Annotated in this window: 17 protein-coding genes and 2 pseudogenes; 12 read left to right on the top strand and 7 right to left on the bottom strand. The window is 61.1% G+C overall.

Going from position 1 to position 18,876, the window contains the following annotated elements:
• Positions 1–24 precede the first annotated feature (24 nt).
• Together ACQB61_RS05425 and ACQB61_RS05430 are read left to right on the top strand one after the other, a co-directional pair.
• Positions 25–507 (top strand): ion transporter, encoded by a 483-nt coding sequence (locus ACQB61_RS05425; protein WP_430511800.1) that lies wholly within the window; start codon positions 25–27, stop codon positions 505–507.
• On the top strand, positions 504–1,247 hold the full coding sequence (locus ACQB61_RS05430) for a cyclic nucleotide-gated ion channel (RefSeq protein WP_430511801.1): 744 nt from the start codon (positions 504–506) through the stop codon (positions 1,245–1,247). Before ACQB61_RS05425 ends, ACQB61_RS05430 begins: the two co-directional genes overlap by 4 nt.
• A gap of 66 nt (positions 1,248–1,313) precedes the next feature.
• On the opposite strand, the gene ACQB61_RS05435 is transcribed toward ACQB61_RS05430, so the two are convergent.
• The 3 genes and pseudogenes from ACQB61_RS05435 to ACQB61_RS05445 all read right to left on the bottom strand — a co-directional run bounded on the left by ACQB61_RS05435 (position 1,314) and on the right by ACQB61_RS05445 (position 5,805).
• A complete protein-coding gene (locus tag ACQB61_RS05435; protein WP_430511802.1) occupies positions 1,314–1,814 on the bottom strand; it encodes a hypothetical protein in 501 nt (166 codons plus the stop codon).
• A 199-nt stretch (positions 1,815–2,013) separates the two neighbouring features.
• Positions 2,014–3,228, bottom strand: coding sequence for an NADP-dependent isocitrate dehydrogenase (locus ACQB61_RS05440; RefSeq protein WP_430511803.1), 1,215 nt, complete (start codon positions 3,226–3,228; stop codon positions 2,014–2,016).
• Between the two features lie 229 nt (positions 3,229–3,457).
• A pseudogene (locus ACQB61_RS05445) lies at positions 3,458–5,805 on the bottom strand (glucose/quinate/shikimate family membrane-bound PQQ-dependent dehydrogenase).
• Positions 5,806–6,070: 265 nt separating this feature from the next.
• Here ACQB61_RS05445 and cutA point away from each other — a divergent pair.
• The 4 genes from cutA to ACQB61_RS05465 all read left to right on the top strand — a co-directional run bounded on the left by cutA (position 6,071) and on the right by ACQB61_RS05465 (position 7,970).
• A complete protein-coding gene (cutA, locus tag ACQB61_RS05450) occupies positions 6,071–6,388 on the top strand; it encodes a divalent-cation tolerance protein CutA (protein WP_430511804.1) in 318 nt (105 codons plus the stop codon).
• Positions 6,389–6,447: 59 nt separating this feature from the next.
• The gene (locus tag ACQB61_RS05455; RefSeq protein WP_430511805.1) at positions 6,448–6,699 is read left to right on the top strand and encodes a type II toxin-antitoxin system Phd/YefM family antitoxin; all 252 of its coding nucleotides are present in this window, start codon (positions 6,448–6,450) and stop codon (positions 6,697–6,699) included.
• Positions 6,696–6,965, top strand: coding sequence for a Txe/YoeB family addiction module toxin (locus ACQB61_RS05460; RefSeq protein ID WP_430511806.1), 270 nt, complete (start codon positions 6,696–6,698; stop codon positions 6,963–6,965). The genes ACQB61_RS05455 and ACQB61_RS05460 overlap by 4 nt, the downstream gene beginning before the upstream one ends.
• A 132-nt stretch (positions 6,966–7,097) precedes the next feature.
• A complete protein-coding gene (locus tag ACQB61_RS05465) occupies positions 7,098–7,970 on the top strand; it encodes a bifunctional helix-turn-helix transcriptional regulator/GNAT family N-acetyltransferase (protein ID WP_430511807.1) in 873 nt (290 codons plus the stop codon).
• A 518-nt stretch (positions 7,971–8,488) separates the two neighbouring features.
• On the opposite strand, the gene ACQB61_RS05470 is transcribed toward ACQB61_RS05465, so the two are convergent.
• Complete coding sequence (locus ACQB61_RS05470; RefSeq protein WP_430511808.1) at positions 8,489–10,720, bottom strand: NADP-dependent isocitrate dehydrogenase; 2,232 nt, start codon at positions 10,718–10,720, stop codon at positions 8,489–8,491.
• Positions 10,721–11,256: 536 nt separating this feature from the next.
• Between ACQB61_RS05470 and ACQB61_RS05475 the strand changes: the two genes are divergently transcribed.
• Both ACQB61_RS05475 and ACQB61_RS05480 read left to right on the top strand, forming a co-directional pair.
• Entirely contained in the window at positions 11,257–11,451 is a 195-nt protein-coding gene (locus tag ACQB61_RS05475; protein ID WP_430511809.1) for an ArsR/SmtB family transcription factor, read from the top strand.
• A 40-nt stretch (positions 11,452–11,491) separates the two neighbouring features.
• Entirely contained in the window at positions 11,492–13,399 is a 1,908-nt protein-coding gene (locus tag ACQB61_RS05480) for an ABCB family ABC transporter ATP-binding protein/permease (protein ID WP_430511810.1), read from the top strand.
• A gap of 93 nt (positions 13,400–13,492) precedes the next feature.
• Here ACQB61_RS05480 and ACQB61_RS05485 read toward each other — a convergent pair whose 3' ends face one another.
• From ACQB61_RS05485 to ACQB61_RS05495, 3 genes are all read right to left on the bottom strand, one after another.
• Positions 13,493–13,828: a DUF2442 domain-containing protein gene (locus ACQB61_RS05485; protein WP_430511811.1), complete on the bottom strand. Its 336-nt coding sequence runs from the start codon at positions 13,826–13,828 to the stop codon at positions 13,493–13,495.
• 57 nt (positions 13,829–13,885) lie between these two features.
• Entirely contained in the window at positions 13,886–14,125 is a 240-nt protein-coding gene (locus ACQB61_RS05490; protein ID WP_430511812.1) for a DUF4160 domain-containing protein, read from the bottom strand.
• A 158-nt stretch (positions 14,126–14,283) separates the two neighbouring features.
• Positions 14,284–15,384, bottom strand: a complete 1,101-nt coding sequence (locus ACQB61_RS05495; RefSeq protein ID WP_430511813.1) for a saccharopine dehydrogenase C-terminal domain-containing protein — start codon at positions 15,382–15,384, stop codon at positions 14,284–14,286.
• Positions 15,385–15,505: 121 nt separating this feature from the next.
• Between ACQB61_RS05495 and ACQB61_RS05500 the strand changes: the two genes are divergently transcribed.
• The 4 genes and pseudogenes from ACQB61_RS05500 to ACQB61_RS05515 all read left to right on the top strand — a co-directional run bounded on the left by ACQB61_RS05500 (position 15,506) and on the right by ACQB61_RS05515 (position 18,814).
• Positions 15,506–15,946, top strand: a complete 441-nt coding sequence (locus tag ACQB61_RS05500; RefSeq protein WP_430511814.1) for an Lrp/AsnC family transcriptional regulator — start codon at positions 15,506–15,508, stop codon at positions 15,944–15,946.
• Between the two features lie 211 nt (positions 15,947–16,157).
• Positions 16,158–17,090 (top strand): LysR family transcriptional regulator, encoded by a 933-nt coding sequence (locus ACQB61_RS05505; RefSeq protein WP_430514301.1) that lies wholly within the window; start codon positions 16,158–16,160, stop codon positions 17,088–17,090.
• A gap of 108 nt (positions 17,091–17,198) precedes the next feature.
• Positions 17,199–17,912, top strand: a pseudogene (locus ACQB61_RS05510) (phosphatidylserine decarboxylase); the annotation flags it as partial.
• Between the two features lie 11 nt (positions 17,913–17,923).
• Entirely contained in the window at positions 17,924–18,814 is an 891-nt protein-coding gene (locus tag ACQB61_RS05515; protein ID WP_430511815.1) for a CDP-alcohol phosphatidyltransferase family protein, read from the top strand.
• Positions 18,815–18,876 lie beyond the last annotated feature (62 nt).

Here is an 18,876-nt window from a genome sequence, read left to right on the forward strand (position 1 = left end):
GTGGGGTATGAGTGGGTCATTGGTATGACATACAAGAAGATCATTTATCGGATTCTTGAAGAGGGGCGGGACGGAGACCGGGTCTCTGCCTTCGCCAGTGCATTGCTTGTCGGTTTTATTATCGCAACAGTAGGCGTTTCAATTCTCGAGACTGTTCCCGAGATCTTCGAACGTCACGGGGCTCTCCTGGCGGATTTTCAGTTCTTCGCAGGGTTTGTTTTTGCCATTGAATATGCCCTCCGGATTTATGTGGCGGATCTTCATCCTTCCTTTCGCGGGCACGGAGCGGCTGTAGCGAGGCTGCGTTATGCCTTGTCCCCGATGGCCGTGATCGATTTTCTGGCGGTGCTGCCGCTTGTTCTGGTGTTTGTCGTGCCAGTTTCGGCGCTGCCGGCGCTTTCAATTCTCAGACTTCTGCGTTTTCTGAAGCTGGCGCGATACTCGCCCGCGCTCCGGTCGCTCTCGTCGGCGATAGCGGGGAGCGCCGGGCGCTTGCCGGATCCTTGATAATTATCGTCGGGGTGATCCTTGTCGCAGCAACGCTGATGTACATGGTTGAGCATGATGATCAGCCGGAGAGCTTTGGCAGCATTCCTGCCGCCATGTGGTGGGCTGTCACCACTGCCACCACGGTTGGCTATGGCGACGTGGTGCCCATTACGCCCTTGGGCAAGGTGATCGGCGGCCTGGTGATGCTGACGGGCTACGCCCTTCTTGCCCTGCCGGTCGGTATTATCGCGTCGGCATTCGCGAGGGAGGTCCATAGCCGCGATTTTGTCGTCACGTGGTCCATGGTTTCGCGCGTGCCACTGTTTGAGGACCTGAAGGCTTCTGAAGTGGCGGAAGTGGCGAAGCTATTGCGCTCGCACACGGTTCTTGCCGGGGAAGTCATCGCAGAGCGCGGTGATGTTGCCGATTGCATGTACTTCGTCGCCAGCGGGGAAGTCGAGATCATGCTGCCGCATGACAGGGTGCTGCTCGGGGAGGGAGCGTTCTTCGGGGAAATGGCGCTTCTGTCCGGCCGCCGCCGGGCCGCGACTGTGCGTGCTCAGGTCCGCACCCAGTTGCTTGTGCTCGAGCGGACCGCGCTACGGCATCTGATGGCGCGCAACTCTCAGATTGCCAGCCGGATTGTTGACGAGGCCCGCCGCCGCCGGGTAGCCGGTAAAGGACCATCCAGTGACATCTCCGAGGAGGAACTTCATCAGGCGGAAGCACTCGATCTGCCGCCTGATGAACAGACTTGATGTTAGGGAAAGGCCGGGCCAGGTCATGGCATGCTGGCGATGCCCCTGGATTTCACCGCACGTTGATCAGTTGATGACCGGCAGCAGGCCCTTGGGCAGCTGGTCATAGAGTGGCTGACCCAGCCAGTAGACATCCGTCGGCCCGATGGCGAAGTCGACCACGTACCAGTAGCCGTCTACTTCCCGCAGCAGCACGAAAAGCCCGGGTCCATCGCGGTATTCCATTTCCTCGGCAATCAGCGTCTTGCTGAGGTCGATCTCCTTCCCGCCAGGGCGCTGAGGATCGAGGATGGCGAAGGCCCAGACATCGGCAACGCGCATGTGGCGGACGGAGAACTCGACCGGCGCGCCGACGCGCACTTCCATGATTGGGCGGGCCGAGTCGAGAATGGCAGTGCGCTCATCACTGCCGCGCTCGGGCTCATAGGCCTTCTCCGCCATCGCGGGAGCCGTCATCACTGTGGGAAGGATAGCGCCGGTTGCGAGGGAAAGGGGAAGGGCAGCCTGAAACAGGGTGACTGCCAGAAGGTGCCGCAGCCTTGCGCCGGGGCTCTGAAAGGACCGCATTGAAACGAACTTTCTGCAAACGGAGTGCATGACCCCGCCACTCTGGCTGAGCCGTAGTTATCCGTGCCCGATCGGCATGGAAATTTCCAGTCTTCCTGCGTCCCCCCTGCTGCGTTCATACCTGTAAGGTGGCGGCAGAAACGCAAACGGCCCGGGGAGGCCCGGGCCATTCATTATCTTGTCCTGAAACCGGAAAGCCTCAGCCCGCCATGGCCTTCTGCAGGTTGCTCTCGATCTTGTCGAGGAAGCCGGTCGTGGTCAGCCAGTTCTGGTCCGGGCCGACAAGCAGCGCGAGGTCCTTGGTCATGAAGCCGGCTTCCACCGTTTCAATGCAGACCTTCTCGAGCGTCTGGGCAAACTTGGCCAGATCCGTATTGCCGTCCAGCTTGGCGCGGTGGGCGAGGCCACGGGTCCAGGCGAAGATCGAGGCGATCGGGTTGGTGGAGGTCTGCTCGCCGCGCTGGTGCTGGCGGTAGTGGCGGGTGACGGTGCCGTGGGCGGCTTCCGCTTCCACCGTCTTGCCATCCGGCGTCATCAGCACGGAAGTCATCAGGCCGAGCGAGCCGAAGCCCTGCGCCACGATGTCGGACTGCACGTCACCGTCATAGTTCTTGCAGGCCCAGACATAGCCGCCGGACCACTTCAGCGCCGAAGCCACCATGTCGTCGATCAGGCGGTGCTCGTACCAGATCTTCTTTTCGGCAAAGGCGTCCTTGAACTCCTTGTCGAAAACCTCCTGGAACAGATCCTTGAAGCGGCCGTCATAGGCTTTCAGGATCGTGTTCTTGGTGGAGAGATAGCAGGGCACGCCGCGCTGCAGGGCGTAGTTGAAGGAAGCGCGGGCGAAGTCGATGATCGAGTCATCGAGATTGTACATGGCCATGGCGACACCGGCGGACGGTGCGTCATAGACCTCGTGTTCGATGACGCTGCCGTCTTCACCGGTGAAGGTGATTGTCAGCTTGCCCTTGCCGGGGAAGCGGAAGTCGGTGGCGCGGTACTGGTCGCCGAAGGCATGGCGGCCAACGATGATCGGCTGCGTCCAGCCCGGCACGAGGCGCGGTACGTTGCGGATGATGATCGGCTCGCGGAAGATGACGCCGCCGAGAATGTTGCGGATGGTGCCGTTCGGCGACTTCCACATTTTCTTGAGGCTGAATTCCTCGACGCGGGCCTCATCGGGCGTGATTGTCGCGCATTTGACACCAACACCATGTTTCTTGATGGCATTGGCCGCATCAATGGTGATCTGGTCACCGGTTTCATCGCGCTTCTGGATCGACAGATCGTAATAATCGAGGTCGATATCCAGATAGGGGAAGATGAGCTTGTCTTTGATGAACTGCCAGATGATGCGGGTCATCTCATCGCCGTCGATATCGACGACCGGGTTCGCTACCTTGATCTTTGCCATGGGTTCTGGGCCTTGTCTGGGTTGCGGAAACTGGATTGTGTTCGCGTGTATACGATTTTGCACGTGCGAAGGCAATAGGCTGGAGTCATTCATCAAGGCTTTGCCTGTTCCAGCCTCCCTGAGAACATAGCATTTTGGGCCATGACGCAAAAACGGCAGCCTTCTGCTGAAGGCCGCCGTCATGCTCAGTTCGTTTGAGCTTGCCCCTTATGGAATGGGGCAACCTCCGTCAGGGCAGTTTGTAGGCGATGACATAATCGCCCGGTGTGGTGCCGATGGAGCCGTGTCCGCCCGCAACGATCAGCACATATTGGGTGCCGTTGACTTCGTAGCTCATCGGCGTTGCCTGGCCGCCCGCAGGCAGACGGCCCTTCCAGAGCTCCTTGCCGGTGGTTAGGTCATAGGCGCGCAGATAGTTGTCCACGGCAGCCCCCATGAAAACCACGCCGCCCTTGGTGATCATCGGACCGCCAATGCCGGGGACGCCCATCTTGATGGGGACAGGCACCGGAGCGAGATCCTGCACTGTGCCATTCTTGTGCTTGTAGGCAATCTTGCCGGTGCTCAGATCGACACCTGCAACATAGCCCCAGGGAGGCTGCTGGCAGGGCAGGGAGAGAGGGCTGTAAAGCGGGCCCATGAACACGCCGTAATCCGCGCCCTCGTTCCGGTTCAGCCCCTGTTCGCTGGCTTTCTCATCCGCGCCTTTCGGCGGGATTTCGGATTTCGGAACAAGCTGCGACGTGAAGGCCAGATAGACAGGCATCGCAAACATCACCTGCCGTTCCGGGTCAACCGCGACAGAGCCCCAGTTGAAGGTGCCAAAGTTGCCGGGGTAGATGATGCTGCCTTCAAGCGAGGGCGGCGTGTAGCGGCCGGCATAGTTCAGGGAATGGAACTTCAGGCGGCAAGCCAGCTGGTCGAACATCGTGACGCCCCACATATCCTTGCCGGTGAGCGGCGGCGGATTGAAGGACAGTGCCGACTGCGGCTGAACCGGGGAAGCATGGTCTTCGGGGATGGTCCTGGTGCTACCGGTCTTCACTTCCTCGACAGGTATGATGGGTTCGCCCGTTGCCCGGTTCAGGACATAGATGTCGCCCTGCTTGGTGGGTTGCACAACGGCAGGGACGACGGAACCATCCTGCTGTTTCAGGTCAATCAGCACCGGCTGGGCGGGGACATCCATATCCCAGAGGTCGTGGTGGACGAACTGGCGCACCCAGCGCACTTGCCCGGTGTTGATGTCCAGCGCAGTGAGGGAGGAGGAGTATTTCTCGACGGCTTCGCTGCGGTTCATGCCGAGCTGATCGGGCACCTGGTTGCCCATCGGGATATAGACAAGTCCGAGCTCCGCATCGGCACTTGCGACAGACCAGCTATTGGGTGAGTTGGTGGTGTAGGTCTCGTCTCCAGTCAGCGGCGCAGTGACATCCGGGTTGCCGGAATCCCAGTTCCAGACGAGATCGCCGGTGCGGGCATCAAATGCGCGGATGACGCCGGACTGCTCATAGAGCGAGAAATTGTCATTCACTGCGCCACCAATAATGATCTTGCCATCAACGGCGAGTGGCGGCGACGTCGAGTAGTAGTAGCCTTCCGGGTTGTACTTCATGTGCTGGCTCAGATCCAGCGAGCCATTCTGGGCGAAGCTCTCACAGACTGTGCCGTCTTCCTTGTTCAGCGCAATCAGCCGGGCGTCAGACGTCGGGAGATAGATCCGCTCCTTGCAACGCTCGCCATCTGCCATCTGGGTGTCTGACCAGTAGGTCACGCCCCGGCAGGTCTGGTGCTGGCGGCTGGTGTTTGGGCCAATGCCCGGGTCATACTTCCACTTTTGCTGGCCCGAGACGGCATCAAGCGCAATGGCCCAGTTGTGCGGGGTGCAAAGGTAAAGCGTGTCGCCGATCTTGAGAGGGGTGACCTGATAGGTCGTTTCCTTCGTGTCGCCCGGCTGTTTGGTGTCACCTGTCTGGAACGTCCATGCCGTTTCAAGGTTCTGGACGTTTTCAGGGGTAATCTGAGCGAGCGGAGAATAGCGCTGGCCGTAGTTGCTGCGGCCATACTGGTGCCAATCTCCGTCAGGCATGCCGTTGCCGGTCGCAGGATCGGCCGTGACGGTCTGCATCGGCAGCTCGCCCTGAAGGTCGTGGGGATCGTTGGCCATGGAAATCCCGGCCACTGCAAATGCGGCCAGCATGACAGCTGCCAGTCCAAATGCCGGTGCTGCATGCCCGCGTGAGGCCGGGGTGTCTGTTTTGGCTCCCTTGAGGCTGCGGCGCACCCAGGAGAAAGCATCCAGAGGCCGATGATCATGATGACGCCACCGCGAGGTGCCAGCGCCCACCAGTCGAGCCCGACCTCCCACATGGCCCAGCCCAGGGTCGATGCCACTATTGCTGCGTAAAGCCAAAGCGCGGAGGACTGTCTTCGCAATACCAGATATGCCGTTGCCAGAAAGGCAAGGCCGGTGAGTACGTAGTACGGGCTGCCATCAAGAATTGCCAGCCAACCGCCGCCGGCAATGAGTATCAGCCCGACTATCAGCAATAGTCCGAAAGTGAAAATTCGTGCCATTATTGGGTCCTTGGACAGTTGTTTCCGGTCCTGCCGGAGTTGCCTGTTTTCGGATGAGAGGGCCGGAACATCAGATGCAGGCCCACAATACGCCGCTTTTGGGGGGCGGCGTTGATGTTAACTGAACTTGTGGGGCTGGGGATGGTTCCGCAGAATGCGGCAAAATCTTGAAAAATTCTGGCAGAGGAGACTGCTGCCTGACATGCTGGGCGAACATGACAGGGATTTCTGATTGCCATCCCGTCCACCGGAGGCCTTGAGACAGATGCTTCTTGCCGTTTGCACGACGACGGAGACGAAAGAGGAAGCGCGGACAATCGCGCGTGCCGCCGTGGAGGCCGGGCTGGCAGCCTGCGTGCATATGGAGGACATCACCAGCATCTATATGTGGCAGGGCAAGGTGAACGAGGGCTGCGAGGTGCGCCTGACGATGAAAACGGAGGCTGATGCCTATCCCGCTCTCGAGGCCCTCATCCAGCGCCTCCATTCCTACGACCTGCCCGCAATCTATGCCTTCGAGGTGGTGAAGGGCAGCGCGGCGTATCTGGAGTGGGTGCGGGAGCAGGTGACGGTTCGGAAATGATGCTCATTGAATTGTACAAGATTCTGTGCATATGTACGGCGTAAGCAAGGAGCGGTTCCATGGACGTGATGACTTATACCGATGCGCGTTCGTCCCTCAAAGACGTTATGGACCGGGTGATCCATGACCGGGTGGAGGTGATCGTGACCCGTAAGAAGCGGGAAGCCGTCGTGATCATGTCGTTGGACGAATTCAATTCCATTCAGGAGACGCTGCATTTGCAGAAGAGCCCGGAAAATGCCCGGCGGCTGCAGGCCGCGATTGCGCAGCTGACGGCAGGCGAAGGCAAGGAGCGTGAGGTTGATCTGTGAAGCTCGTCTTCTCGGATCAGGCCTGGGAGGATTATCTCTGGTGGCAGCAGCCGGGCCGGGAGAAGGGGCTTGAGCGCGTCAATTCACTGATCAAGGAAGCCAGACGGCAGCCCTTTGGTGGAACAGGCAAGCCCGAACCGCTGAAGGGCGATCTGACAGGATGGTGGTCCCGCCGGATCGCCGATGACCATCGCTTTGTCTACCGTGTGTCCGGCAAAGCCGGGGCGCAGAGCCTCGAGATCGCGCAGCTGCGCTATCATTATTGAAACTGGACGATTGAGTGGCGCGGACGTGGCTCACCGTGGCGAAATAAAAACGCCAGAGCTATTCCCCGGCCGGGCATATCGTCAGCCAAATCCTTTGACAACATGATTTACCTGACTTAAGTCAGATAAATCATGTTGAACGATATCTCCCGTTTCCGCCGTTTCAGCCGTGCCGTCACTTCCGAGGTGGGTGCGCTGGATACGTCGTTTCTTGGCCGTGGCCGTCCGCTGGGTGCGGCCCGTGTTCTCAACGCCATCGGGCATGGCCGCACGGATGTGGCGGCCATCCGCTCCTATCTCGGGCTCGACTCCGGGCTTATGAGCCGTCTTCTCCGGTCTCTGGAGGAGGAGGGCATGATCGAGATGACCCCAGATCCGGATGATGCCCGCAAGCGCCGGGCGCAGCTGACCGCCGCAGGGCAGGCGGAGTTCGAGATCTATGAAAATCTGTCCGATGAGCGGGCAGAGCGGCTGCTGCAAAGCCATGCCCATCCTCAAGCCTTGCTGGATGCCATGGATCTGATTGCCTCGGCTCTGGGGCGCGAGCGCTGGAGCTTCGAGGAAGTGGATCCGCGCTCTGAAACCGCACGCTACTGCCTTGAGCAATATTACGCCGAGCTGGACCGGCGGTTCGAGGGCGGCTTTCAGGTATCGCTGTCCGCAGATCCGGATGCGCAAAGCATGATGCGGCCGAAGGGCGCGTTCTTTGTCACCCTCTCGGACGGCATGCCTTTAGGCTGTGCCGGACTCAAGGGTACCGACAAAGGCTATGCGGAGATCAAGCGCCTGTGGGTCTCGCCTGCCGCCCGTGGCCTCGGCCTTGCCCGCAAGCTGATGGCGAAGACCGAAGCGGCTGCCCGCGAACTCGGCATAGGCCTGCTGCGCCTCGATACGAACAAGGCTTTGCCCGAGGCGGTCAACTTCTACCGCAAGGAAGGTTGGACCGAAATCGACCGCTTCAACGATGATCCCTATCCGGATTTCTTCTTCGAAAAGCGGCTTTGAGCGGATGAAGGGGCGGCGGCGCCCGGGATGAAGCAAAGCGGAGATTCTGGGGGAATTCGTTTTCAGAGCTGTCAGAGTGGCGTAGGTGGCAGAGGTTTTCGTAAATCCCTGCCACGGCGCGGCTTGAGACAACGGCACCCCTCTGCGAGCGAGTAGGCCCCGGCTCGCGCTGCGCTTGGCCGGGGTGACACCGTGCCATGTGTACAGAGCTGTGCCCGCGCGGCTGAAGCGGAGGGATAAGCTCTGGCGGGCCTCATACTCAGCGTCACCCCGGGCGGAGCGAAGCGCAGACCCGGGGACCACTCGCTTGCAGAGCGTTTATGAGGAGTGGAAAGCCGAGAGGCAGGCGTATGAGACCCTACGTGCCTTATCTGCAGTGGTTTGCGGCACCTTTCTGCAAATGAGCAGGCCCCAAGTCTCCAGGAATTACACCAAGGATGACCCGGAAGGAACTGTCCAACAAACGAAAAAGGGCGGCCCGGTGGGCCGCCCTTCTGCATTCAATGCGCTGATCAGCCTTAGCCGATGATGGCGTTCAGCGTGGCGCTCGGGCGCATGACTGCTGCGACCTTTTCGGCCGGGGCGTGGTAGTAGCCGTCGAGGTCAGCCGCCTTGCCCTGCACACCGTTGAGTTCCGCCACGATCTTCGCCTCATTGGCAGTCAGGGCCTCTGCGACCGGGGCGAAATACGCCTTCAGCTCGGCGTCCTTGTCCTGTGCGGCAAGGCCCTGTGCCCAGTAGAGCGCGATGTAGAAGTGGCTGCCGCGGTTGTCGAGCTGGCCGACCTTACGCTGCGGGGACTTGTCGTTGTCCAGCAGCTTCTCGATGGCCTTGTCCAGTGCGTCGGCCAGAACCTGGGCCTTGGCGTTGGACTTGACCTGGGCCAGATGCTCCAGCGAGGCGCCGAGGGCGCAGAATTCGCCGAGCGAGTCCCAGCGCAGGTAGTTCTCTTCCACCAGCTGCTGCACGTGCTTCGGGGCAGAGCCGCCGGCGCCCGTTTCAAACAGGCCACCGCCGTTCATCAGCGGCACGATGGACAGCATCTTGGCCGAGGTGCCGACTTCCAGGATCGGATAGAGGTCCGTCAGATAGTCGCGCAGCACGTTGCCGGTGATGGAGATGGTGTCGAGGCCCTTGGCAATCCTCTCCGTCGAGTAGCGGGCTGCATCGCTCGGCGACATGATCTGCAGGTCGAGACCCGACGTGTCATGCTCCGGCAGATAGGCTTCCACCTTCTTGATCAGTTCGGCATCATGGGCGCGGTTCTTGTCCAGCCAGAACACGCCCGGCATGCCGGAGAGGCGGGCACGGCTGACGCCGAGCTTCACCCAGTCGCGGATCGGGGCGTCCTTGGTGAGGCAGGCGCGCCAGATGTCGCCGCCTTCAACCGCATGCTCCAGCAGCGTGGTGCCAGCGGCATCAACGATGCGGATGGAGCCATCGGCCTGAGCCTTGAAGGTCTGCGGATGCGAGCCGTATTCCTCGGCCTTCTGGGCCATCAGACCGACATTCGGCACGGTGCCCATCTTGGACGGGTCAAGCGCGCCGTTCTTCTTGCAGAACTCGATCACTGCGTCATAGACGCCGGCATAGGACGAGTCCGGAATCACGCACTTGGCATCATTTTCCTTGCCATCCGGGCCCCAGCCCTTGCCGCCAGCGCGGATGAGGGCAGGCATCGAAGCGTCGATGATGACGTCGGACGAGACATGCAGGTTGGTGATGCCCTTGGCCGAGTTCACCATGTACATGGCCGGGCCATTGTCGAGCGCAGCCTTGAGATCGGCCTTGATTTCTGCGGCCTTGTCAGCAGGCAGCGTGGCAATCTTGGCTTCCAGATCGCCGATGCCGAGATCCGGGTTGACGCCAATCTCAGCGAAGGTGGCTGCGTGCTTCGCGAAGAGGTCCTTCAGGAAGGTCTTGACCACATGGCCGAAGATGATCGGGTCGGAGACCTTCATCATCGTCGCCTTGAGGTGCACGGAGAAGAGCACGCCCTTGTCCTTGGCGTCCTGAATTTCCTTTTCGAGGAAAGCGGTCAGGGCCTTGGCGCTCATGAAGGTTGCGTCCAGCACATCGCCTTCGGTGAGCTTCAGGTTGTTCTTCAGAACGGTGACAGCGCCATCCTTGGCCACGAATTCGATGCGTGCGGTGCCTGCAGAGGCAGCGGCAATCGTGACGGACTTTTCGTTGGCGGCAAAGTCATCCTTGCCCATGGTGGAGACATGGGTCTTGGAGGTGGGCAGCCATGCGCCCATCGAATGCGGGTTCTTCTTGGCGAATTCCTTCACCGCATTCGGAGCGCGGCGGTCGGAGTTACCTTCGCGCAGAACCGGGTTCACGGCCGAGCCCTTGATCGCTTCATAAGCGGCCTTCACCGCCTTTTCCTCGTCCGTCGCCGGATTGTCCGGGTAGGAGGGAATGGCATAGCCCTGTGACTGCAGTTCCTTGATCGCGGCATTGAGCTGCGGCTGCGAGGCGGAGATGTTCGGCAGCTTGATGACATTGGCATCCGGCTCGACCACCAGACGGCCAAGCTCGGCGAGATCATCAGACTGCTTCTGCGCGTCCGTCAGATACTGCGGGAAGGCGGCGAGGATGCGGCCTGCCAGCGAAATGTCCTTGGTGCCGATGGAGATCCCTGCCGGTTTGGCAAAAGCCTTGATGATCGGCAGGAACGACGCGCTCGCCAGTTCAGGCGCTTCGTCGACCTTGGTGTAGATGATGTCGGGACGTCCGGTGTCGGCCATGTTCAATCATTCCCACAGTTTGAAACGGTCAGGCGGAGGTGCCGGGGCAGCTCCGGGGAGTGCCACCATAGACACGTATACAGTTGTGCGCAATTTCCGGGCGCCTGCCCCGGCCGGAAATCCGCAACGAGTTCTAACAAACACGGGGGAAAAGGCAATCAAGCGAAAACCCGCAGGCCAGCTTGTCTTTGCATGATGCGGGAGACTGGGCAGACAGGTACGTGCAGCAGGACGCCTCTTCCGCATGAATTTCCGTTCCGGGGTTGGCGCGGAAGCGTATTCATCGTATCTAGGCGATGAATTGGCCTGCTGGCAGTGATGACGCTGGCAGGCAGAGGGAGAGATCATGTCCAGTCATGAGGCTGAGCTGCCGGGTGGCGGCCGCGGCGGGGAAGCGTGCTGTGCTCCGAAGGAGAACCTCTGCCGGAATCCTGAAGCCGCGGCACTGGCAGATCTGTTCCGGGCTCTTGGCCATCCGGTGCGCATTGGCATTCTGAAGGAAATCATTCAGCGCCAGGAAGCAAGCTGCGGCGAGATTGTCGGCTCGCCTGCCGCTGGCCCAGTCCACAGTGTCCCAGCACCTGCTGGTGCTGAAGGAGGCGGGGCTTCTGACCTGCGAGATCCGCGGGCGCAGCTGTTCCTACCGGATCAACGAGGACTTTCTGACAGGCGAGGGCGCTGCGGGTGCGCACCTGCTGGCTGAAGCTTCCGGCTTTTTTCACAAATCATGACCGCCGCACAGGCCAGCTCGCAGGCGCGGGAGAAACAAGAATGACAAGACGTGCAAATCCCCATGGCCCCGGTTCTGGTCCGGCAAAGGTGAGTGCGGATGATGGCTCGACCATGACCACACTCGCCAACCTGTGGCCTTATATCTGGCCAGAGGGGCGGGCAGATCTGAAGCTGCGCGTGATCTGGGCGGTTATGGCTCTGGTGGTGGCCAAGCTCGTGACGGTCGCTTCGCCCTATTTCTTCGCCTGGGCCTCTGATGCTCTGACAGGCGAAACCATGGGGCTGCCGGGTTTTCTGGTGGCGCCAATGATGCTGGTTATTGCCTATAATGCCGCCCGCGTTCTGGCTGTCGCCTTCAACCAGTTCCGCGATGCGCTGTTTGCGCGTGTCGGCCAGCATGCAGTACGCCAGCTGGCCTTCATCACCTTCTCGCATCTGCACCGCCTGTCGCTGCGCTTTCACCTGTCCCGCCGCACGGGCGGCCTCAGCCGGGTGATCGAGCGCGGAGTAAAGGGCATCGAGGCGATTGTCCGCTTCACCATCCTCAACGGCGTTCCCACACTGCTTGAATTCGCCATCATGGCGGGCATCATCTGGTACCAGTTCGGCTTTGCCTATGTTGTCATCGTAGCGCTGATGATCGCCGCCTATGTCTGGTTCACTGTGCAGACGTCCAACTGGCGCATTTCCATCCGCCGCGAAATGAACGAGAGCGATACGGAAGCCAATTCCAAGGCCATCGACAGCCTGCTCAACTTCGAGACGGTGAAGTATTTCGGCAACGAGAAAATGGAGGCAGCCCGCTTTGACGCCTCCATGGCAGTCTACGAGCGCGCCGCGACCCGCACCTGGACTTCGCTTGCCTGGCTCAACTTCGGTCAGTCCTTCATTCTGGGCATCGGCACGGCAGCCTGCATGATCCTCTCCGCCCGTTCGGTGATGGCTGGAGAGCAGACCATCGGCGATTTCGTGCTGATCAACGCGCTGCTGTTGCAGATCGCCATTCCGCTCAATTTCGTTGGCTTCATCTACCGTGAGATCCGTCAGGGGCTTGCCGATATCGAGGCGATGTTCGCCGTTCTCGCCGTCCCGGCGGAGATCGAGGACAAGCCGGGCGCTCCGGCGCTTGCCATCGGCTCCGGTGCCATCCGCTTTGAAGATGTGGTGTTCCACTATGATCCGGACCGTCCGATCCTCAAGGGCATCAGCTTCGAGGTTCCGGCTGGAAACACGGTCGCCATCGTCGGGCCTTCGGGGGCGGGCAAGTCCACCATCTCCCGGCTGCTGTTCCGCTTCTATGATGTCACCGGCGGACGGGTGACCATTGACGGGCAGGATGTGCGCGATGTGACGCAGGAAAGCCTGCGTCAGGCCATCGGCATGGTGCCGCAGGATACGGTGCTGTTCAACGATACCATCGCCTACAACATCCGTTATGGCCGTCCGGATGCCGCGGATGAAGACGTGCGTGCCGCTGCCCGGATGGCGCAGATCGACAGCTTCATCGAGGCGCTGCCCAAGGGCTATGCCAGTGAGGTGGGCGAGCGTGGACTGAAGCTCTCTGGCGGCGAGAAGCAGCGCGTTGCCATCGCCCGTACCATCCTGAAGGCTCCGCCCATCCTCATTCTGGACGAGGCGACTTCGGCCCTCGACACCCATACGGAGCGGGAGATTCAGTCCGCGCTGGATCAGGTTTCCCGCAACCGCACCACAGTGGTCATCGCCCACCGCCTGTCCACTGTAGTCAATGCGGACCAGATCCTCGTGCTGCAGGCCGGTGTCATCGCCGAGCGCGGCACCCATTCGGAGCTGCTCGCCAAGGGCGGTCTTTATGCCTCCATGTGGAGCCGCCAGCGCGAGGCCGACGAAGCCGAAGAGCGCCTGCGTGCTGCAAGGGAAGCGGACGAACTCGGCGTCGTTGTGCGTGGCCATAAGGCGGGTGAGTGAGCGGGCGCAAGCTTGCCTGACTGGACGTTGTCTTCCTCACAGGTCCCGGCCTCCGTGCCGGGATCTGTCAGGGTCGTATTTGCTTTACTCCAATTAAGCCTGCTTGCGAGGCCGGCCGCCTTTGGCGCCGTTGCTGCGGGCGGCGGAGGCTTTTGCAGGGCTGGAAGCCTTGCCTCCCGAGGCGCCAAGCTGTGCGGCCATCCAGCGCCTTGTGCCGAAGATGCCTTGCAGAAGTGCGGGCACATAGACATCGGCGTCCAGCTCCGGCCAGTGCAGGCCAAGGCCGGAGGGGCTGACTTCAATATCCCGCAGAGTTTCCGGACTTGCCCCGGCGATCCCTTCCACCAAGTGTACCGGGACCAGTAAGATCACACCGCTGTCGAGTTCGACTACAAGACGGCTCTGTGCCGCATCATAGCTGGCACTCACGGCATACCCCCGCTGCGCGCCTCTCCGCCCCGGCTGTTGGCCTCTTCAAGGGCCTTCTCAGTAAGATCCATGGACTTCACTCCACTTCTGACAGAGGGCGGCAACGCTGGCGCCAAGTCCTGTCACGATATGCTGCATCTCCCGGCGGGAGAAACCAAAATTCTCCCGAACATCAGCCGGGCCATCTGGACAGTTCAACAGGAGCACTGCTTCCTTACCCCGGCCGATCACATGCACATGGGCGGGCCTGTGATCGTTCGGATAGATCACCACTCGCAGGCCATAAAAATTCAGCACCGTTGGCAATCGAGTTTCCCCCAAAGATAAACCCAACCGCTTGGGAACTCAAGGCGCCGATACAAGCACTCTTCGCGAGCAGCAGCATATGAAACGGCCCGCAGCTTTGCATAAGCGCGGGCCGGTGTCTGCGGTGAGCTTGCGTGAGAAACCGCGGTTCATCCCGCCATGCGGTGCCCTGCGTCCTGGGCATAGGCGTGGCCGAAGCGGTTGGCGAGGAAGGCGGGGAGGGGGATGTCTTCCTGACGGAGGAAGCCTTGCTGCGGCAGCTGGCCGGTGGCGAGCATGTCCAGCACGGCGGCGATGCCGCTGGCTGTGGTGATCTGGATGGCACTGTAGAGCCGTCCACCGATGACGCCGCTATAGACCTTGCTGGCGTAGGTCTCCTGCAGAAGGCGGCCGTTTTGCCGTCCGCTGGCGGTGACAAAGATGATCACCACGTCCTGCAGGGTGGCAGGCAGTGCGTTTTCCAGAATGTCCTTCAGCACCTCGCGCCGGTGGCGCAGGCCAAGGTCGTTCAGCAGCGCTTTCATGATGGCTGCGTGGCCGGGATAGCGGATGGTCTTGTAGTTGAGCGTCCGCACCTTGCCCTTCAGCGTTTCGCACAGGGTGCCAAGCCCGCCGGAGGTGTTGAAGGCTTCGTAGGTGACGCCATCGAGTGCGAATTCCTCGCGCTCTTCCAGAGCTGGCACTTCGGCCATATGGCCATCCACAATGGCCTCGCAGGGCTCGATATATTCGTTGATCACCCCGTCCGTGCTCCAGGTCAGATTGTAGTTGAGCGCGTTGGACGGGTACTGCGGCAGCGCGCCGACGCGCATGCGCAAAGTGTCGAGACTGTCGAAACGGCGCGCCAGATCATTGGCCACGATGGAGATGAAGCCCGGCGCCAGGCCGCACTGAGGGATGAAGGCGGTGGCCGCTGTGGCGGCGATCTCTTTCACCCGCCGGGTGGCCGCCACATCTTCTGTCAGGTCGAGATAATGCACGCCAGCTTTCGCTGCCGCTTCCGCGATGGTGATCGTCAGGTGGAAGGGCGCGGCGCTCAAGACGGCGAACTTGCCGGTGAGGGCTGCTGTCAGTGCTGCGCCGTCGCTGATGTCCAGCGCCAGCGTTTCGATGGCAGGTTCACCGGAAAGAGCTGTGAGCTCAGCGGGCGAGCGGTCAATGACAGTGACCCGGTAGTCGCCGGAGCCGGTGAGCAGCCGGGCAATGGTTGCGCCGATCTTGCCGGCGCCAATGATGGCAATCGTCTTCATATCTCGAACCCCTCTGGCCCTTTCCGGGCGTTGTGAAGTCCAGCATGAGCGAAAGACGTGTCGATTCACAGCTGCGGATATGGCATTATGAAGCTGGAAATTGATCAGAATGACGAGAGTAATGAACACTCTGTCCATCACTGAGGCTGACCGGGCCCTGATTGGCCTCCTGTCCGAGAACGCCCGCATGCCGGTTGCCGAACTGGCGCGCCGCCTTGGCCTGTCGCGGACTACGGTTCAGGCCCGGATTGAGCGGCTGGAGCGGGAAGGGGTGATCACCGGCTATGGCCTGCGTCTGTCGCAGGCCTATGAGGCGGCGCAGGTGAAGGCGCATGTGCTGATCACGCTGGTGCCGAAGGCGCTGGCGCGGGTGAGTGCGGAGCTGGCCGGCATCCGCGAGGTGCGCCAGCTGCATTCGGTCAGCGGCAGTCATGATCTCATCGCCATCGTCGAGGCCGCTTCCGTCTCGGAGCTGGACCATCTGATCGACCGGATCGGCGAACTTGACGGCGTTGACCGCACGCTTTCGTCCATCATCCTGTCAACGCGCATTCAACGCTGACTGGGCGCCCGGTGCCCTGTTGGCGGCGATGGATGAGCCTGCTCACCAAATGCCGCATCCCCTGCCACGCTTGCCGCAAGGCCAAGGCGCGTTCCTGTCTGGCCCGGTGTTCGTAATAGCCGCCCATGTGCATCATGGCTGTTTCTCCGCTGGAGTGATCTGCGGCTACCTTCGCATCTTCGTTGATTTCTGATAATCTGGCCGCCATCGCATAAACTTTCCCAAGGAATCGGATAATGCGGCTGGAGGATCTCCGTTTTTTGTCCGGGCTGCAGCGCTCGGTAATCTCTCCGCCGCAGGGCGCGAGACCGGTCTGTCGCCATCGGCCGCCAGCTCCCGGTTGGCTTCGTTGGAGCGCGATGCCGGGGTGCAGCTGATCAGCCGAACAACGCGCCGTCTTCAGCTGACCGACGCGGGGGAACTGCTCCTGCGCCGGGCTGGCGAGGCGCTGGATCTGCTCGACGGCACCTTGCGCGAATTGGAGGACGAGGCAGCGAGGCCGCGCGGGACGCTGCGTGTGTCTCTCAACATGTTCTTTGGCCGCAAGCATGTGCTGCCGTATCTGGCCGAGTTCCGTGACCTATACCCAGAGCTCCGGCTCCAGCTGGATTTCTCGGACCGTATCGTTGACCTGCTGGCGGAGGGCTATGATCTTGCCATCCGGGGTGCGCCGCTCGCAGATTCCACGCTGCGGGCACGCCGGCTTGCCGGAAATCCCCGCGTGCTCTGTGCCTCGCCTGCCTATCTGGCCCGCAAGGGCATGCCGGAGACGCCTGCTGACCTTGCCCGGCATGACTGCCTCAGCTTCCGGTCCATGCCGGTCTGGTATTTCGAGGGGCCGCAGGGAGAGATCGCCTGTCCCATCGACGCCGCGATCAGCGGCGACAATGGTGACTTTGCCTATGACGCTGCCCTGCTGGGGCTGGGGCTGGCGGTGAAATCGCTTGCCCATGTGTGGGAGGATCTGCGCGATGGCCGGCTGGTGGCGGTCATGACTGATTTCCCGGTGACGAGAACAGGAGCCATCTGGGCCGTTGCACCGCCGGGTCGGGCGATGATGCCAAAAGCCCGTGTGCTGGCTGACTTCCTGATTGGGAAATATGGCAATCCTGCCTACTGGGAGACTGACTACCGGCAGGCCTGAGCATTGGTGGGCACAGGCACTTTCGGGGTTCAGTTGCGGCGGCAAAGGCACTAAGAGAGAGGCAGACCACTTCAATCTCCGGCTCCGGACCCAAGATCAACGGGAAAACCCATGTCGCTTGCCGATACCATCACCAAGGCCTTTGTTCCGATCCATCGTGAGGGCTGGCCCTTCATTGCCATCGCCTTCGTGGCAACGCTGATCCTGGGTTGGTTCTTCACCCCGCTGTTCTATATCGGGCTCTTCCTGACGGGCTGGGTCTGCTACTTCTTCCGCGATCCGGCCCGCGTTACGCCGGTAACTGACGGGCTGGTGATTTCGCCCGCTGACGGCGTCGTCAATCAGCTTGGCCTTTGCGTGCCGCCTGCCGAACTGGCGGCGGAGCTTGGCACCGAGCCGATGATGCGGATTTCCGTGTTCATGAACGTGTTCAACTGCCATGTGAACCGCGCTCCCGTTGGTGGCCGCATTGCACGTGTGGCCTACAAGCCGGGCAAGTTCCTCAATGCGGAGCTGGACAAGGCGAGCGAGTTCAACGAGCGCAACGGCCTTGTTATCGAGAACGGCGGCACGAAGATCGGTGTCGTTCAGATCGCCGGACTTGTGGCCCGCCGCATCGTCTGCTTCGTGCGCGAAGGCGAGAGCATCGGCGCCGGTGAGCGCTTCGGTCTGATCCGCTTCGGTTCGCGCCTTGATATCTACATGCCTGCGGCGACTGTGCCGAAAGTGGCCATGGGCCAGACGATGATTGCAGGGGAAACCGTGCTGGCTGATCTGCGGGCTGGTCCGGAAACCGCCCAGCACATCACCCGCGTCAGCTGAGGAGAAGCTCTTTGGAGACGCCTTTCGCAAGCTATGAACCTGGTCATGAAGACGGCAAGCCGCGCCGGTCAGGGCGTTTCCGGCAGGTGCCTCTTCGTCTTATCCTGCCTAATCTTGTCACGCTTCTGGCACTCTGTTCCGGCCTGACCGGCATCCGCATGGCCCTCGAGGGCCGGTGGGATTTTGCGGTGGGTGCGGTGCTGATTGCTGCCGTTCTGGACGCTCTGGATGGCCGTCTGGCACGGATGCTCAAGGGCACGTCGCGGTTTGGGGCGGAGCTGGATTCGCTGGCGGATTTCGTCAACTTCGGTGTTACGCCTGCGCTGATGCTCTACATCTGGCTGCTTCAGGAGGTGAAATCTCTGGGCTGGATTGCCGCGCTCGCCTTTGCCATCTGTGCGGCTCTGCGCCTGGCGCGGTTCAATGCAGCGCTGGATGATCCGGACAAGCCTGCCTGGTCGGTGAATTTCTTCACAGGGGTGCCTGCTCCCGCGGGGGCGCTGACTGTGCTTTTGCCCATCTATCTGGAGTTTCTGGGCCTGTTGCCGCATTGGCCCGAATTTGCTCCGCTCGTTGCGCTTTACACGATCGCTATCGGTTTCCTGATGATCAGCCGTCTGCCGACATTCTCCGGCAAGAAGGTGGGGATGAGGGTGCGGCGCGATCTGGTGCTGCCGCTCTTCGTGCTTGCGGTGCTGGTTGTGGCGCTCACCGTCAGCTATCCGTTTGAAATGCTGACGCTGGCGACACTGGCCTATCTCTCTTCTATCCCCTTTGCTTTGCGCAGTTATCGCGGCTTTGCCCGCTCTGATGCGGTGCTGGCAGCAGGTGATGATGATGGGGATGAAAGCGAGACGGATCTGGATCATCTGGGAGAGAAGGGCAGCAACGATACGCCTTGATGCCCCTCTGCCCGGGCCCATAAACAAAGCCCCCGTCCACCGGACGGGGGCTTTTGCGTGTC

Source organism: Pannonibacter phragmitetus (genome assembly GCF_050510895.1).
GTDB classification, from domain to species: domain Bacteria; phylum Pseudomonadota; class Alphaproteobacteria; order Rhizobiales; family Stappiaceae; genus Pannonibacter; species Pannonibacter phragmitetus_B.